The 16,265-nt window shown below is 63.3% G+C and carries 15 protein-coding genes; 12 read left to right on the top strand and 3 right to left on the bottom strand.

The window, feature by feature from the left end; genetic code table 11:
* Positions 1–243 precede the first annotated feature (243 nt).
* Positions 244–1,032 (top strand): 3-hydroxybutyrate dehydrogenase, encoded by a 789-nt coding sequence (locus EB231_RS07685; RefSeq protein ID WP_172348285.1) that lies wholly within the window; start codon positions 244–246, stop codon positions 1,030–1,032.
* Positions 1,033–1,142: 110 nt separating this feature from the next.
* Here the strand turns inward: EB231_RS07685 and EB231_RS07690 are convergent, their stop codons facing one another.
* Positions 1,143–2,138, bottom strand: a complete 996-nt coding sequence (locus EB231_RS07690) for a sugar-binding transcriptional regulator (protein WP_172348286.1) — start codon at positions 2,136–2,138, stop codon at positions 1,143–1,145.
* Between the two features lie 204 nt (positions 2,139–2,342).
* On the opposite strand from EB231_RS07690, the gene EB231_RS07695 reads away from it, so the two are divergent.
* Complete coding sequence (locus EB231_RS07695; protein ID WP_172348287.1) at positions 2,343–3,110, top strand: 5'/3'-nucleotidase SurE; 768 nt, start codon at positions 2,343–2,345, stop codon at positions 3,108–3,110.
* 96 nt (positions 3,111–3,206) lie between these two features.
* Here EB231_RS07695 and EB231_RS07700 read toward each other — a convergent pair whose 3' ends face one another.
* Positions 3,207–4,052 carry a metallophosphoesterase family protein gene (locus EB231_RS07700; protein ID WP_172348288.1) on the bottom strand — a complete coding sequence of 282 codons (846 nt, stop codon included), beginning with the start codon at positions 4,050–4,052 and terminating at the stop codon, positions 3,207–3,209.
* Positions 4,053–4,237: 185 nt separating this feature from the next.
* Between EB231_RS07700 and EB231_RS07705 the strand changes: the two genes are divergently transcribed.
* From EB231_RS07705 to EB231_RS07745, 9 genes are all read left to right on the top strand, one after another.
* Positions 4,238–5,338: an ABC transporter ATP-binding protein gene (locus tag EB231_RS07705; protein ID WP_172348289.1), complete on the top strand. Its 1,101-nt coding sequence runs from the start codon at positions 4,238–4,240 to the stop codon at positions 5,336–5,338.
* A 79-nt stretch (positions 5,339–5,417) separates the two neighbouring features.
* On the top strand, positions 5,418–6,707 hold the full coding sequence (locus tag EB231_RS07710) for an ABC transporter substrate-binding protein (RefSeq protein WP_172348290.1): 1,290 nt from the start codon (positions 5,418–5,420) through the stop codon (positions 6,705–6,707).
* Between the two features lie 72 nt (positions 6,708–6,779).
* Positions 6,780–7,655 (top strand): carbohydrate ABC transporter permease, encoded by an 876-nt coding sequence (locus EB231_RS07715; protein ID WP_140772575.1) that lies wholly within the window; start codon positions 6,780–6,782, stop codon positions 7,653–7,655.
* Positions 7,652–8,500 (top strand): carbohydrate ABC transporter permease, encoded by an 849-nt coding sequence (locus tag EB231_RS07720; RefSeq protein ID WP_172348291.1) that lies wholly within the window; start codon positions 7,652–7,654, stop codon positions 8,498–8,500. Before EB231_RS07715 ends, EB231_RS07720 begins: the two co-directional genes overlap by 4 nt.
* A 247-nt stretch (positions 8,501–8,747) precedes the next feature.
* A complete protein-coding gene (locus tag EB231_RS07725; RefSeq protein ID WP_172348292.1) occupies positions 8,748–10,076 on the top strand; it encodes an NAD(P)H-dependent oxidoreductase in 1,329 nt (442 codons plus the stop codon).
* A gap of 2 nt (positions 10,077–10,078) precedes the next feature.
* A complete protein-coding gene (locus EB231_RS07730) occupies positions 10,079–11,107 on the top strand; it encodes a thiamine pyrophosphate-dependent dehydrogenase E1 component subunit alpha (RefSeq protein WP_172348293.1) in 1,029 nt (342 codons plus the stop codon).
* Entirely contained in the window at positions 11,107–12,105 is a 999-nt protein-coding gene (locus EB231_RS07735) for an alpha-ketoacid dehydrogenase subunit beta (RefSeq protein ID WP_172348294.1), read from the top strand. Before EB231_RS07730 ends, EB231_RS07735 begins: the two co-directional genes overlap by 1 nt.
* Before the next feature lie 3 nt (positions 12,106–12,108).
* Positions 12,109–13,473, top strand: a complete 1,365-nt coding sequence (locus EB231_RS07740) for a pyruvate dehydrogenase complex dihydrolipoamide acetyltransferase (RefSeq protein WP_172348295.1) — start codon at positions 12,109–12,111, stop codon at positions 13,471–13,473.
* A gap of 118 nt (positions 13,474–13,591) precedes the next feature.
* The gene (locus tag EB231_RS07745; RefSeq protein ID WP_172348296.1) at positions 13,592–13,960 is read left to right on the top strand and encodes a hypothetical protein; all 369 of its coding nucleotides are present in this window, start codon (positions 13,592–13,594) and stop codon (positions 13,958–13,960) included.
* Positions 13,961–13,990: 30 nt separating this feature from the next.
* Here the strand turns inward: EB231_RS07745 and EB231_RS07750 are convergent, their stop codons facing one another.
* Positions 13,991–14,962 carry a sugar-binding transcriptional regulator gene (locus EB231_RS07750; RefSeq protein WP_172348297.1) on the bottom strand — a complete coding sequence of 324 codons (972 nt, stop codon included), beginning with the start codon at positions 14,960–14,962 and terminating at the stop codon, positions 13,991–13,993.
* Between the two features lie 263 nt (positions 14,963–15,225).
* Between EB231_RS07750 and EB231_RS07755 the strand changes: the two genes are divergently transcribed.
* Positions 15,226–16,212, top strand: coding sequence for an ABC transporter substrate-binding protein (locus EB231_RS07755; RefSeq protein ID WP_140772560.1), 987 nt, complete (start codon positions 15,226–15,228; stop codon positions 16,210–16,212).
* Positions 16,213–16,265: the final 53 nt, after the last annotated feature.

Raw genomic sequence — 16,265 nt, forward strand, 5'->3', positions numbered from 1 at the left:
CCGTCAGGCGAAGTTCTGTCGGGCGAATTTCGTTCAGGAATGACCGCGCGAATGCGCTACCGATTATGTTGCACGGCACCATGACAGTGCCGTGTCAGCCAGACGACCACGGTCTCGAGCCGGTTGAGGCCACACGGAGGCTGTCGTCTGGCTGTAATCGCATCGACACATGGCTCTGTCATTGTCATGCTGCGACGCACAATTATATCTTCCTATTCTCCTCCCACCTCTCGCGAGATCACCATGGGTTCCCTGTCTTCGAAGAATGCCCTCGTTACCGGCTCGACCAGCGGCATAGGCCTGGCCATCGCCCGCGCCTTTGCCGCCGAGGGCGCCAACGTCACCATCAACGGCCTTGGCGATGCCGCTGCCATCGAACAGGAGCGCGCCGGCATCGAGAAGGATTTCGGCGTCAAGTGCCGCTATTCCGATGCCAACATGATGGACGGCGCTGCCGTCACGGCGATGGTTCACGACGCCGAGGCGGCGTTTGGCAGCCTCGACATCCTGGTCAACAATGCCGGTATCCAGCATGTCGCGCCGATCGAGGAATTCCCCGACGACAAGTGGGAAGCGATCATCCGCATCAATCTCCTGGCGGCCTTCTATGCCATCAAGGCGGTGGTGCCGGGCATGAAGGCACGCAAATGGGGCCGCATCATCAACACGGCGTCGGCGCATGCGCTGGTCGCCTCGCCGTTCAAGTCGGCCTATGTCTCGGCCAAGCACGGCATTGCAGGCCTGACCAAGACGGTCGCCCTGGAAGTCGCGCAGGACGGCGTCACCGTCAACGCCATCGCGCCGGGCTACGTCTGGACGCCGCTGGTCGAGAAACAGATTCCCGACACGATGAAGGCGCGCGGCATGACCGAGGAACAGGTCAAGCATGATGTGCTGCTCGCTGCACAGCCGACAAAGGAATTCGTCACCGTCGAGGAGCTTGCCGCGTTGGCGCTGTTCCTGTGCTCGGATTCCGCCAGGCAGATCACCGGCACGACGTTGCCGATGGATGGCGGCTGGACGGCGCAGTAACGCGTCCGTCGGAACATTTATTCCTGCCTTTTCCGCACAGCTTGTGTCCAGGGACAAGCCCATCATCCGCCTAAGTGACAGGCGCGCTGCCGCTGTCGTGTCGCGACGGGTCAGGAGGCCTGTTCGAGCGGAGGAAGCTCGAGCAGCGCCTGGGCGGCGGCGACGTCGGTGATGAGAAGCTTGGCGTTGGTCGCCGCGATGCCGGCGCGGATGGCGTGGATCTTGCGCAGTCCGCCCGACGAGATGATGACCTTCGGCACCCTGCTGATGTCGGCGGGATTGATGGCCATGGCGCGATGGTTGACGGGATGGTCAAGCACATTGCCGTCTGCATCGACGAAATGGCAGAGCACATCGCCGACGGCACCGGCATCCTTGAGGCTCTTGGCGTCCGACCAGTTGAGGATGCCGCGGCGGAAGATCGAAGCCTGGGTGCCGACATCGCCGACGCTGAGCAGAGCGATGTCGACGGCACGTGCCCGCTCGTAGAGTTGTTTGAGATCATCCTGTTTCCACAGTGCGTCGGCCAGTTCGCGGTCGGGAACAAAGACAGGCGCGGTGATCTGGTAGAGTTCCGTGCGGTAGAATTCGGCGAAGCGCCAGGCGACGGCCGACGGATTGTGCGCGGTCGCATGGGTCAGGCCGCCGAGCAGTGAAATGACGGTCATGTCGTCGACCTCGCGCCAGATCAGCGACCGCATGCAGACCTGCAGCGTGGCGCCCCAGCCAACCCCAATCGACAGTCCGTTGGTGACCTGTTCGGAAATGTAGCGTCCGGTGGCGTGGCCGACGACGGCCGCGACACTCTCCTCGTCCTGGCTCGACGCGGGCACGACGATCGCCTCGGTCAGGCCGAGGTGCTTTTCCAGGTTCCGCTGCAGGCGGATCAGCGATTCGGCCTGCGAATTGATGGTGATCTGGACCGTGCCGTCCTCACGCGTCGCCGCAAGCAGGCGCAGGGCCTTGATGCGGCTGATGTCGAGATGCTGGGCAACCTGTTCCTGGGTCATGCCTTCGACATAATAGAGATAGGCGGCTCTCAGCTTGAGTTCGTCCTGGTCGGACTGGAATTTCGTCCGCCTCGGTCGCTTTTCCGAACCTGCCATGCCCACTTCCCTCAAGACGTATCCCCATTAGACGATTTGCCGGCGGAGGGAAATCACGCGGCCGCTCGCGCGCCGGCCGCCCGTGGAAATCCAGCAGACCGAAAAGCCTGCCCGAGTTCATCTTACGGAATTGTACAATAATTCTCAATATGGCATAAATGTACGAATTATGAAGATGCCCGGGCGCAGCCAGAAGGATATGATATGCGAATACTGCTCTCCAATGACGACGGAATCGACGCGCCCGGTCTGGCGATCCTGGAAAGGGCGGCGGCGCTGCTGAGCGACGACATCTGGACCGTGGCGCCGAGCGGAAACCGCAGCGGCTTTGGCCATTCGATCACGCTGCGGCAGGCCTTTGCAGTTGAGCAGGTCGCGTCCCGGCGCTATTCGTGCACCGGCACTCCGGCCGACTGCGTCATAGGGGCGATGCACTGGGTGTTCCGCGACGGCGCGAAACCCGATCTGGTTCTGTCGGGCATCAATGAGGGACGCAACGTCGCCGAGGATGTCTCCTATTCCGGCACCATGGCGGTGGCGCGCGAGGCGGCCCTGTGCGGCATTGCAGGCGTCGCTTTCTCGATGCCGCGCGACAGCCAGACCTATGGCGATGGCGAGGTCGCATGGCTGGCGGCGCGCATCGAAGGTTTTTGGAACACCCGCCAGGAATGGGCCCAGGAGGGGCATTGGCTGAGCGTCAACCTGCCGCGCAATGTGCCGGCGCCGATGCGTTCGGCGCGCATCGGCCGCGATAAATGCGCGACGCGGGTCATCATCCATGCCGAGGATGGGCGCAGCGCCCGCATAGAGCCGCTGGCCGACCGCAACTACGCCACGACGCCGGGTGACGAAAACAGCCTGATCGATTCCGGCATTGCCTCGGTCACCTGCCTGAACTGGATGGGCCATGCCGTCGTGCCGGCGGGCGCCTTATCGGAACTCGACGGGGCCCTCGAACAGGCGGTCGCCTAGGACTTGATCTCGAAAAGATCGGACTAACCGGATTCGAACTGAAAAGGGCGCCCGGATCACCGGATCGCCCTTTTTGCGTTATCGAGCATTGGGAGATCAGTATTTCGGGTAGACCTCGAGCAGGCAATCGTCGAGATAGCTGTTGACGAAGCCGGGAATGGTCACCGCGCGGGTTTCGATGCCGCCGTCGTCATGCAGCACGTGCTCGAGATAGCCGACCTCGCGGTTGCCGCCCATTTCGGGCACCAGTTCCTCGCGGGTGGTGAAGGCGATGGACGAGCACCATTCGAGCCTCACACCATCGTGGCCGCGCGAGCGCTGCTGGTGAAGATGCCCGCTGGCGATCATCTTCAGCTGCTTGTGCTCCATCAATTCGTGCAGGTTCTCACGGCCGATCGGATCGACTGTCCAGTAGGTCAGCTCGGTGCTTTCCGGCGTGTCGACATAGAGCGGCTGATGCGAGAACAGCGCCAGGTGCCGCTGGCCAAGCGTTGCCAGCTGTTCGCCGATCCAGTCATATTGCTGCTGCTCGCCGTCCAGTCCCGAACCGACACGCAGCGAATTGATGCCGAGCAGCCGCCAGTTGCCGCGGTCGATCGACCATCTGTCGGCGCCATAATAGCGCTCGTAACGGTCAAGCCTGGTCGGACTGATGGCGCTGCCCATGGCGGTTTCGGGCTGCGACAGGCGTGGATTGTCGCCGACATCGTGATTGCCGGGAATATAGCGGATGTCCTTGCCGGCGCGCTCCAGGAACGAGCGGCAGAAGGGGTAGTCTTCCTCGAAGCGTATGCCGTCGAGCGTGATGTCGCCGGTATGGACGATCAGGTCGTGATCGGCGGCCTTCAGCACGTCGATCATGAGTTCGTTGTTCTCGTGAAACCGGTGGGTTCGCGGCGACAGGTGGGTGTCGGATATCTGCATAATTCGAATCGAGGCCATGGATCTCTCTTTGCCAGTGGTCGTGGTCTGACGCGTCGCTGCTTCAGAATTGTACAATTGTATTGACTTGAGAATGATAGTTCAATATTCGATTTTAGCGATCAACGGATCGCCAGCCCGAGCGCGCCTTCGCAGCGCGGATTCCGGAGGGATCGGGCGGGAGGTTACCGGAACAGGGAGGCACCATGTCCGGCATCGAGATCAGGAACCTCAACAAGAGGTGGGCGACCTTTGACGCCGTGAAGGATGTCAGCTTCGAGGTGAAGCCCGGCACCCTGACAGTGCTGCTTGGGCCGTCCGGCTGCGGCAAGTCGACGACGCTGCGGCTGATTGCCGGCCTCGATGCGGTCACTTCGGGCCAGATCTTCATCGGCGGCAAGGACGTCACCGCGCAGCCGCCGGCCAAGCGCGGCCTGGCCATGGTGTTCCAGTCCTATGCGCTCTTCCCGCACCTCAGCGTTGCGGAAAACATCCTATTCGGTCTCAAGGTGCGGCGGGTGCCGGCCGGGGAGCGGGCGCGCCGCCTCAAGAAGGCAGCCGACATTCTCGGGCTGGGGGCGCTTCTTGACCGCAAGCCTTCCCAGCTTTCGGGCGGTCAGCAGCAGCGCGTCGCCCTCGGCCGGGCGATCGTCGCGGAGGCGTCGGTGTGCCTGATGGACGAGCCGCTGTCCAACCTCGACGCGCAGCTTCGCCACGAGATGCGCAAGGAAATACGCACCATCCAGCAGGCGCTGGGCATGACCATGGTCTATGTCACCCACGACCAGATCGAGGCGATGAGCCTTGCCGATCAGGTCATCCTCATGCGCGGCGGCCGCATCGAACAGAAGGCGGAGCCGGCAGGGCTTTATCTGCGGCCGGCGACATCGTTCGCGGCAAGGTTCATCGGCACGCCGCCGATGAACCTCGTCTCGCTGGCCGATGGGCCGGCCGGCGCCATCATCAAGGGATCGGCGGGGCCGGCACTGGTCGAAGGCAAGGGCGATGGACTGTCGCTCGGGTTGCGGCCGGAGGAGATCCGGATCGAACCGGATGGCGTCGTTCCCGCCATCATCCGCGGCATCGAATATCACGGTGCCGACAGCATTCTGGAGTGCGCCGTCGGCGACCAGCTTCTGCAGGTGCGCGTGGACGGCATCCGCCGGCAGTCCGTTGGCGACCAGGTGCGGCTGGGCTGGTTGCCCGACGCCATGCACGTCTTCGACGAGGCGGACGGCAACAGGGCCGAGCGTAAGGTATTGGTCGGTCAGGCTGCCGGCGAGCGCGTGCTGCGCGCGGTGCCCTGACCTGCCGGGAACGGCCCACGGCCTCGAAACAGGCCGATTGGCGACGACAACGAGAAAACATCACAAACCGGAGGAAACGATGTTTGTAAGAAGTGGCAATTGGCTTGGCGCCGCGCTGTTGGGAGCAGGCCTGAGCCTCGGCGTGGCGCAGGCCGAGCCGGTCGAAATCAGTTTCTATTATCCCGTGGCCATCGGCGGACCGGTGACCAAGATCGTCGATGACCTGATCACTCGGTTCGAGGCGGCCAATCCCGACATCAAGGTCAAGGCGATCTACTCCGGCACCTATTCCGAGACGATCAGCAAGTCGCTGACCGCGTTCAAGGCCGGCCAACCACCGGAACTGGCGGTCATGCTGTCGGCCGATCTCTTCACGCTGATCGACGAGGGCGCGATCGCGCCGATCGACGACCTGGTCAAGACCGACGACGACAAGGCCTGGCTCGCGGGATTCTCGCCGGTGTTCATGACCAACAGCAAGAGCGAGGACAAGACCTGGGGCATCCCCTTCCAGCGCGGTACGACCGTGTTCTTCTGGAACAAGGATGCCTTCAAGGCGGCCGGCCTCAACCCGGATGTCGGCCCGCAAAACTGGGAAGAAGTCGTCGATTTCGCCACCAAGCTGACCAAGCGCGACGCCAGCGGCAACGTCACGCAATGGGGCATGCAGGTGCCGTCGTCGCTGACCTCCTACTGGTTGCTGCAGGGCTATGTCGCCCAGAATGGCGGCACGATCGCCGATGTTTCGGGCGACAAGACCTATTTCGATTCCCCCGAGGTCGTCGAAGGACTGCAGTACTGGACGGACCTTGCGCTCAAGCACAAGGTGATGAAGCCCGGCGTGATCGAGTGGGCGACCAACCCGAAGGACTTCTTCGAGGGGCGTGCCGCGATGATCACCACGACCAGCGGCAACCTGACCAATGTCAAGACCAACGCGCCGTTCCCTTTCGGCGTGCAGATGCTGCCGGAGCACAAGAAGCGTGGCGCGCCGACCAGCGGCGGCAACATATTCATCTTCAACGGCACGGCGCCCGAGAAGCAGCAGGCGGCCTTCCAATTCGCGAAATGGCTGACCTCGGCCGACCAGGCCGCCGAATGGAGCATCAAGACCGGCTATATCGCGCCGCGCGACGATGCCTGGAACACGCCGGCGATGCAGGCCTATGTCAAGGAATTTCCGGGTGCCGCCGTTCCGCACGACCAGATCCCCTACATGGTGCCGGAGCTTTCGACGCATGAGAACCAGCGTGTCGCCCGCGTCATCGATGACGGCATCGAGGCCGCGCTGACCGGCACCAAGACGCCGGCACAGGCGATGAGCGATGCGCAGCAGGAAGCCGACCGCATCCTGAAGCAGTATCGCTGACCGATACGAAGGGCGGCGGGTCGAAGCCGATCCGCCGCCCTTTCCGCCACAGCGACAGGAAAGGGGTGTCTCGTGACACAGGGACGAAATCAGATCACCGCCTGGCTGCTGCTGTTGCCGGCCGTCGTGCTGCTGGCGGCGTTCACCCACATCCCGGCGGTGATGACGCTGGTCAACAGCTTCTACAACACGCCGCGCGGCGTACGTCCGGCAAAGTTCGTCGGGCTCGGCCACTACAGCGACATGCTGAGCGACCCGGTGTTCCTGGCCGCGCTGAAGAACAATGCCATCTATGCCATCGGCACGGTGCCGGTGGCGATCGGCCTCGCCATGCTGATGGCGCTGATCGTCAACTCGTCCATCCGCGGCAAGGCCCTGCTGCGCATGTCGTTCTTCCTGCCCACCATCCTGCCGATGATCGCGGTGGCCAACATCTGGCTGTTCTTCTACACGCCCGGCTACGGCCTCATCGACCGCTTCCTTGGCCTGTTCGGCTTTGCCGAACGCAACTGGCTGGGTGATGGCTCGACGGCGCTGGGCAGCCTCATGGTGCTGGCGGTCTGGAAGGAAGCCGGCTTCTTCATGATCTTCTACCTGGCGGCGCTGCAGCAGATCAGCCCGTCGCTGTCGGAGGCCGCGGCTCTCGAGGGCGCCGGGCGCTGGTACTTCTTTCGGCGCGTCACCTTCCCGCTGCTGATGCCGACGACTTTGTTCGTGCTGATCAACGCCATCATCAATTCGTTCCGGCTGATCGACCACGTCATCGTCATGACCCGTGGCGGCCCCGACAATGCCAGCACGCTGCTCCTCTACTACATTTACCAGACGGCGTTCCGCTTCTGGGATACCGGCTATGCCGCCGCGCTGACCATGGTGCTCTTGGCATTGCTCGCAGCACTCGCCTTCGTGCAGTTCGGCATTCTCGACCGGAGGGTCCACTACAAATGACCGTCACCGCTCTCCCCCAGCCGATCCAGTCGCGCGAACAAGGTTTCTGGCACGCCATCGAGGTGATCGGCTGCTATCTGCTCGGCGCGCTGTGGATCCTGCCGCTGCTCTATGCGGTGTGGATGGCGTTCCATCCCGCCGAATACGAAGTGCGCTTCGACCTGACGGCGCCGCTGACATTCGGCAATTTCATCCAGGCCTGGAATGCGGCTCCGTTCGCGCGCTATTTCCTCAACACCTTCGTGCTGATCACGGTCATCCTGGCCTGCCAATTCGTCATCTGCACGCTCGCCGCCTATGCCTTCGCCCGCTACGATTTCCGCGGCAAGACGCTGGTGTTCATGCTGGTGCTGATCCAGCTGATGATCATGCCCGAGGTGCTGCTGGTCGAGAATTACCGCACCATGGTCAAGCTCGGCCTCGTCGATACCGTGCTGGCGATGGGCCTGCCTTACATGGCGTCGGCCTTCGGCATCTTCCTTCTGCGCCAAGCCTTCCTGACCGTGCCCAAGGAACTCGACGACGCCGCACGCGTCGAAGGGGCCGGGCCGCTTGGCATCCTGCTCAAGGTCTACGTCCCGCTGTCGCGCCCGATCTATGTCGCCTATGGGCTGGTCTCGGTCAGCTACCACTGGAACAATCTCCTGTGGCCGCTGGTGATTACCAACTCGGTCTCGACCCGGCCGCTGACGGTCGGCCTGCAGGTCTTCGCCTCGCCCGACCAGGGCGTGCAGTGGAGCATCATCTCGGCAGCCGCCTTGATGACCTCGGCGCCGCTGCTGATCGGCTTCCTGCTGTTCCAGCGCCAGTTCGTGCAGAGTTTCATGCGGGCCGGCATCAAGTAGCCGCCTTTGCCGGAACATCACGGCGTCCGCCGCGCGGCTTTGCGGTTCGACGGCCGTTCCGCGTCCCGGACAGCCTGCCGCAACGCGTGGCGTCCGGCTTTTGCCGGCGACCATTCCGTGCCTGTCGGAAGCCTCCGGAAAGGGCACGAATGTGCGGTAATTTTGGACATTAGTCTTGACAGAAATACAGATGTTCAATACCCGTCAAGCACTTGAACAAGCCTGCAATGTGGGAGGAATAAGCGGTATGGCTTCCAATATTTCGTTGACGGGCCTTGCCCGCGATCTCGATGAGCGTGGCAAGTCGGGCAAGCCCATCCGCATCGGCCTGATCGGCTCCGGCGAGATGGGAACCGACATCGTCACCCGCGTCGCCCATATGTCCGGCATCGAGATCGGCGCGATCTCGGAGCTGAACCTGCCGGCCGCCAGCAAGGCGGTGGATATCGCCTTCCAGGAAACCGGCCATGCGCGGGAGGTGTCGAGCGCTTCGGCGATGACGGCGGCCATGGAAGCCGGCAAGGTGGCGGTCACCAACGATGCCGACCTGGTCATCAACAATGATCTCATCGACGTGGTCATCGACGCGACCGGCGTTCCCGCCGTCGGTGCCGAGATCGGCTTGCGCGCCATGGAGCACGGCAAGCATCTGGTGATGATGAATGTCGAGGCCGACGTCACCATCGGCGCCTATCTGAAGAGCGAGGCCGACCGGCTCGGCGTCACATATTCGCTGGGCGCCGGCGACGAGCCGTCCTCCTGCATGGAACTGATCGAGTTCGTTTCGGCCATGGGCCATCCGATTGTCGCCGCCGGCAAGGGCAAGAACAACCCGCTCAACATCGACGCCACGCCGCCCGCCTACGAGGAAGAGGCCAAGCGCCGGCACATGAATGTGCGCATGCTGGTCGAATTCGTCGATGGCTCCAAGACCATGGTCGAAATGGCGGCGATCGCCAATGCCACCGGCCTGGTGCCGGACAAGGCCGGCATGCATGGCCCCGCGGCGACACTCGGCGAACTCTCGAAAGTCCTGGTGCCTGAAAAGGATGGCGGCGTGCTGTCCAAGGTCGGCGTCGTCGACTACTCGATCGGCAAGGGCGTGGCGCCCGGCGTCTTCGTCGTCGCCGACATGTCGCATCCGCGCATTTCGGAACGCATGGAAGACCTGAAGATGGGCAAGGGCCCGTATTTCACCTTCCATCGCCCCTATCACCTGACCTCGCTCGAAGTGCCGCTGACCTGCGCCCGCGTCGTCCTTTACGGCAAGGCTGACATGGTGCCGCTGGCAAAGCCGGTGGCTGAAGTTGCCGCGGTCGCCAAGAAGGACATGCTGCCGGGCGAGAAGCTCGATGCGATCGGCGAATATTGCTACCGCGCCTGGATCATGACGGCGCCGGAAGCGCATGCGGCGCGAGCCATTCCTTGCGGCTTGCTGCAGGGCGGTTCGGTGACGGCGCCGATCAAGAAGGGCGAGCTCATCACCTATGCCAATGCCGCTCCTGCCCCGGGCTCCAAGATCGCGGAGCTGCGCGCTCGCCAGGACAAACTCGTCTACGGAACCGTGGGAGCCTGATCATGGCCACAGCCAGCAAAGCCGTCGCGGACAGCCGCGCCAACCTGCCTTTCGTCTATCGCCAGTACAGCGCCGAGCAGCTCAAGCAGGTGCTCTACAAGATGTACCTGATCCGCCGCTTCGAAGAGGGCGCGGAGGAAAGCTACATGCGTGGCCTGATCCACGGCACCATGCACCTGTCGATCGGCCAGGAAGCCAGCGCCATGGGCATCTGCATGCCGCTTGGCGAGGATGATCAGATCACCTCGACGCATCGCGGCCATGGCCACTGCATCGCCAAGGGTGCGGAGGTGAAACGCATGTTCGCCGAGTTCTTCGGCAAGACAACCGGCTACTGCAAGGGCCGTGGCGGTTCGATGCACATCGCCGATGTCGCCAAGGGCAATCTCGGTGCCAATGGCATTGTCGGCGGCGGCATTCCGATCGCCGTCGGTGCTGCGCTCTCCTCCAAGATGATGAAGACCGGCAAGGTCGTCGTCTCCTTCTTCGGCGACGGCGCCAACAATGAAGGCGCCTTCCACGAAGCGCTGAACATGGCGGCTGTCTGGAAGCTGCCTGTCATTTTCGTCTGCGAGAACAACGGCTACGGCATGTCGACATCGACGGCCCGTTCGACCGCGGTGAAGAACATCGCCGATCGCGCCGCCGCCTATTCGATGCCCGGCGTCATCGTCAACGGCAACATTTTCTCCGAAGTCGCCGAGGCTTCGTACAAGGCCGTCGAGCGGGCGCGCGCGGGCGAAGGGCCGACGCTCATCGAATCCAAGACCTACCGCCATCGCGGCCATTCCAAGAGCGACCGCAATCGCTATCGCACCAAGGAAGAGATCGAGGACTGGATGTCGAACCGTGACCCGATCACGCTGTTCGAGAACGAATTGCGGGAATTCGGCTTCATCGACGACAAGGGCATCGAGGCCATTCGCGACGCCGTGGCGCAGGAGATTGCCGACGGCATCGAGTTCGCCAAGGCGAGCCCTTCGCCGGATGTGAGCGAGACTGGAAATTATGTGTATACGGAGCAGGCGTGATGGACGCGATGGTGCGTGAACTGAGCTACGCCCAGGCGATCCAGGAAGCCATGGCGATCGCCATGGACATGGACGAGCGCGTTTTCCTGATGGGCGAGGATATCGGCGTCTATGGCGGCGCCTTCCAGGTAACCGGCGACTTGGTCGACCGTTACGGCACCGACCGGGTGATGGACACGCCGATCTCGGAACTGGGCGGGGCGGGCGTCGCTGTCGGCGCCGCCGTCACCGGCATGCGGCCGATCTTCGAATTCCAGTTCTCCGATTTCGCGACACTCGCCATGGAGCAGATTGTCAACCAGGCCGCCAAGATGCGCTTCATGCTGGGCGGCGAGGTTTCCGTTCCCGTGGTGATGCGCTTTCCGGCCGGCTCGGGCACGGGTGCCGCCGCGCAGCACAGCCAGAGCCTGGAGGCTTGGCTCGGCCATGTGCCGGGTCTGAAGGTCATCCAGCCGGCGACGCCCTACGATGCCAAGGGCATGCTTTTGGCCGCCGTCGCCGATCCCGATCCGGTGATGATCTTCGAGCACAAGCTGCTCTACAAGGTGAAGGGCCCGGTGCCGGAAGGCTACTACACGGTGCCGATCGGCAAGGCCGACATCCGCCGTGAAGGCCGGGATCTCACCATCGTCGCCACCTCGATCATGGTGCAGAAGGCACTCGAAGCCGCCGCCACGCTGGAAGCCGAGGGCATCGACGTCGAAGTCGTCGATCTCCGGACCATCCGGCCGATGGACAAGCAGACCGTCATCGACAGCGTCAAGAAGACGTCGCGGCTGATGTGCGTCTACGAAGCGGTCAAGACATTGGGCATCGGCGCCGAAGTCAGCGCCATGATCGCCGAGAGCGAGGCGTTCGACTATCTCGACGCACCGATCGTGCGGCTGGGCGGCGCCGAGACGCCGATCCCCTACAATCCGGAGCTCGAAAAGGCCACCGTGCCGCAGGTTCCCGACATCATCACCGCCGCGCGCGACCTCGTGAAAGGGGTTCGCTGAGACATGCCGACAGAAGTCATTCTTCCCAAGGTCGACATGGACATGGCGACCGGACAGATCTCGCGCTGGTTCGCCACCGAAGGCCAGCAGGTCAAGAAGGGCGACGTGCTGTTCGAGATCGAGACCGACAAGGCGGCGATGGAGATCGACGCGCCGGCCAGCGGCGTGCTGCGCGACGTGACCGGCAAGGAAGGCGTCGACATTCCGGTCGGCGCGCCGGTCGCCTGGATCTATGCCGATGGCGAGGCTTATGGGGCCAAGCAAGACACGGCGCCAATCTCCCCCCTTGTGGGGGAGATGTCGACCAAGTCGACAGAGGGGGGCGCTGTCCCGCCAACGTCGCATTCTGTCACGCCCCCCTCTGCCTTGCCGGGCATCTCCCCCTCTGGGGGGGAGATCGGCCAATCGCCGTCGGGCGCACGCGCGACACCGCTTGCCCGACGTCTGGCGCGTGAGGCGGGCCTTGCCCTTGCCAGCGTCACCGGCACCGGTCCTTACGGTCGCGTGGTCAAGGCGGATATTGACGCGGCGATTGCCAAGGGCGGTGCCAAAGAGGCCCCAGCATTGGCTCCTGAAGCTCCCCCCGCCGCTGCTGCTTCCGCTCCTGCCGTGAAGGCGATGTCGGACGACCAGGTGCTGAAGCTGTTCGAGGAGGGCTCCTACGACCTCGTCCCGCACGACAATATGCGCAAGACCATCGCGCGCCGCCTCGTCGAGGCCAAGACCACCATTCCGCATTTCTACCTGACGCTCGACTGCGAACTCGACGCGCTGCTGGCATTGCGCACGCAGATCAATGCCGCCGCCCCGGTGAAGAAGACCGACAAGGGCGAGGCGCCCGCCTACAAGCTGTCGGTCAACGACATGGTCATCAAGGCGATGGCCATGGCGCTGAAGGCGGTGCCGGATGCCAATGCCTCATGGACCGAAAGCGCCATGGTCAAGCACAAGCATGCCGATGTCGGCGTCGCCGTCTCGATCCCCGGTGGCCTGATCACGCCGATCATTCGGCATGCCGACGAGAAGTCGTTGTCCACCATCTCCAACGAGATGAAGGATCTGGCGAGCCGTGCGCGCAGCCGCAAGCTGAAGCCGGAAGAGTATCAGGGCGGCACCACGGCGGTGTCGAACCTCGGCATGTTCGGCATCAAGGACTTCGCCGCCGTCATCAACCCGCCGCATGCGACGATCCTGGCGGTGGGGGCAGGCGAGGAGCGGGCCGTGGTCAAGAATGGCGAGATCAGAATAGCCACCGTGATGTCGGTGACGCTGTCGACGGACCATCGTGCCGTCGACGGGGCACTTGGCGCCGAACTGCTGGTCGCCTTCAAGCGGTTGATCGAGAATCCGATGGGGTTGTTGGTATAGGGCGTGTTGACAATTGGGTGAGGCCGACCTGCAAAGCCGGCTCACATTCAGAAACGACTTGTCAGGCGTCGACCCTTGACCCATGTTCCCCAGTGGATTGCGTTCAAGGGAGGCCAGCATGCCTGCATTCGACCCGTCTGACGTCAAAACCTTATTCGGCAAGGTCATGGGTGCCTCGCCGTCCGATATCAAGCTTGTAGCGCAGCGCCTGCACGATCACGCTTTCGAGCCGCGCATGTCGGCGGACGAGACGAAGCAGCTTGTCGTCAGCCTTGGTTATGACAGCCTGGACGCGTTCTGTGCCGATATCGGCCTGCCCGCCCATATTGCCGAGCGCTGGAGCCGTTTCGGCGTTTCCGGCGAGATGAAGCAGGTGTTCACGTTGCTGGTGGCCCAGCGCAGGCGGATTGCCGAGGCGATCGCCGAATTCGAATCCATGACGCATGTCGGCGTCGAGGATTTTTTGCGCGAGCGCGGACTTATTTAGCTCGAACCGACGGCCAGAGCGAAAGCTGTCTTAGCCGCCCTTGGCCAGCAGCGCGGTGGCCGTGTCGCTGTCGGTGATCAGCACATTGGTGCTGACGGCTTCCAGCGCGGCCAGGATCGCCGCCACCTTGCGTTTTCCGCCAGCGGCCAGCACGACATTCGGCACCTGGCCGACCATTTCGAGATCGATGGCCATGACGCGCCCGTTGACTTCGTGATCGACCAGCCTGCCGGCGGCATCGACAAAGTAGCACAACATATTGGCGACCGCGCCTTTCGCCTTCAATGGCGCGATCAGCGATGACGGCACGATGCCATGGCGGAAGATGGTGGCGTCCGGCGACATGTCGCCGACGGTGAGCAGAGCAATATCGGCGGCCGCGGCGCGGCGGCGCACGTCCTGCAGGGTCGGCTGTGCCCATAGGAGATCGCGAAGCGAAGGATTGTCCACCATCACCGGCGCGGTGATCTGGTAGCTGTCGACCTCGAAGACATCGGCGACCTTGGCCGCGACGATCGACGGGTTGATCCATTGCGAATGCGGCAGGCTGCCGACAAGGGCCACCACCGAAGCGCGCTTCAGCTGCCGGCGGGCGAGGAAACCCAGGCTGGCATGCAGCGTCGCGCCGCCGCCGATCGCCAGCGTCATGCCGTCCCGCATCTGCTCGCCGAGATAGGCCGCCACGGCATGGCCGATCGCCTTCTCCAGATGCTCATGCGCCGAGGGTGTCGGGATGACGACGGCGGCGTTGAGGCCCCAGCGCTTTTCCAGCTGCCGCTCGAGCGCCACCTGCTCTGCTGTCGGGGCGTTGATCATGGTGACGACGATGCCTTCCGCGGTGCAGGCGGCCAGCGTGCGCATGACCTTCACCCTGGAAACGTCGAGCTTCTCGGCGATCTGCTCCTGGGTGAAGCCCTCGACATAGTAGAGCCAGGCCGTCTTGACGTTGAGGTCCGACGAGACCATCGGCAGGCGAGCCGGTCTGGGTTTTTCGGCGGGCATCGGTTCTGGTCCCTCATGAGCCGTGGTCTGGCGGCGTTGCCCTCATCGGAGGAATGCCGGCCGGATGTCAACTGGATGCCGGCTTGCGGCATGCCGATTGTCGCACATCTCTGTTCATTTGTAATTGACATTGTACATATGAACATATTTTGTGGGTTCCGCGCGCTGTGTCATCCACCAGTCATATGCGCCGTGCAGGGAGGAAGAGACGGGGAGCCGGCCAGGGGCCGGACCGGTCATGCACAGACAAGACAGGAGGTCTCATGAAGACGCTATTCATCAAGCTGCTGGCCAGCCAGCTGGCGCTCGCCGCAACTTTGTTTGCCGGCGTGGCAAGTGCCGAAACACTGACGCTCTACACATCGCAGCCGGAAGCCGACGCGGCCAAGACGGTGGACGCCTTCAAGAAGGCGCAACCCGGCATCGACGTGACCATCTATCGTTCCGGAACCAGCGACATCCTGACCAAGATGGCGGCCGAGTTCGCCGCCGGAAGCCCGCAGGCCGACGTGCTGTTGATCGCCGACGCGGTCTCGATGGAGCTGCTGAAGAAAGATGACAGGCTGATGGCCTATCCCGAGGCCAAGCTCGACGGCATCGAGGCCGACGCCTATGACGCCGACAAGACCTATTTCGGCAGCAAGCTGATCACCACCGGGATCGTCTACAACACCGCCGCCGCGGAAAAGCCGGAGCATTGGGCCGACCTCGCCAAGCCGGCCTATGCCGATGGGTTGGTCATGCCGAGTCCGCTCTATTCGGGTGCGGCCGCCTATCTGCTTTCGGGCTTCGCCGGCGATACGAACTATGGCTGGGATTTCTTCCAGAAGCTCAAGACCAACAACACCGTCAGCGTGCGCGGCAATGGCGCGGTGCTGAAGTCCGTGGCATCAGGCGAGAAGCCCTACGGCATCCTCGTCGACTTCATGGCGATGAACGCCAAGAAGAAGGGGTCGCCGGTCGAGTTCGTGTTCCCCTCGGAAGGCGTTCCGGCGGTGACCGAGCCGGTGGCCATCATGAAGACAGCCAAGAACGTCGATGGCGCCAAGAAGTTCGTCGACTTCATTCTGTCGGACGAAGGCCAGAAGCTGGCGCTGTCCATGGGTTATCTGCCGGCACGCGCCTCGGTCGGCCGCCCCGACTGGCTGCCGGAAGGCGTCAAGGTCAAGGTAATGCCGTTCGACACCAAGGCAATCGTCGCCAAGACCGACGCCGACAAGGCGAAGTTCCAGGAACTGTTCGGCGGCTGAGCCGGCAATCGCGGGGGATGCCGATCAGACGGCATCCCGACCGCGTCGACGGA

The organism is Mesorhizobium sp. NZP2298 (genome assembly GCF_013170825.1).
Taxonomy (GTDB): Bacteria; Pseudomonadota; Alphaproteobacteria; order Rhizobiales; family Rhizobiaceae; genus Mesorhizobium.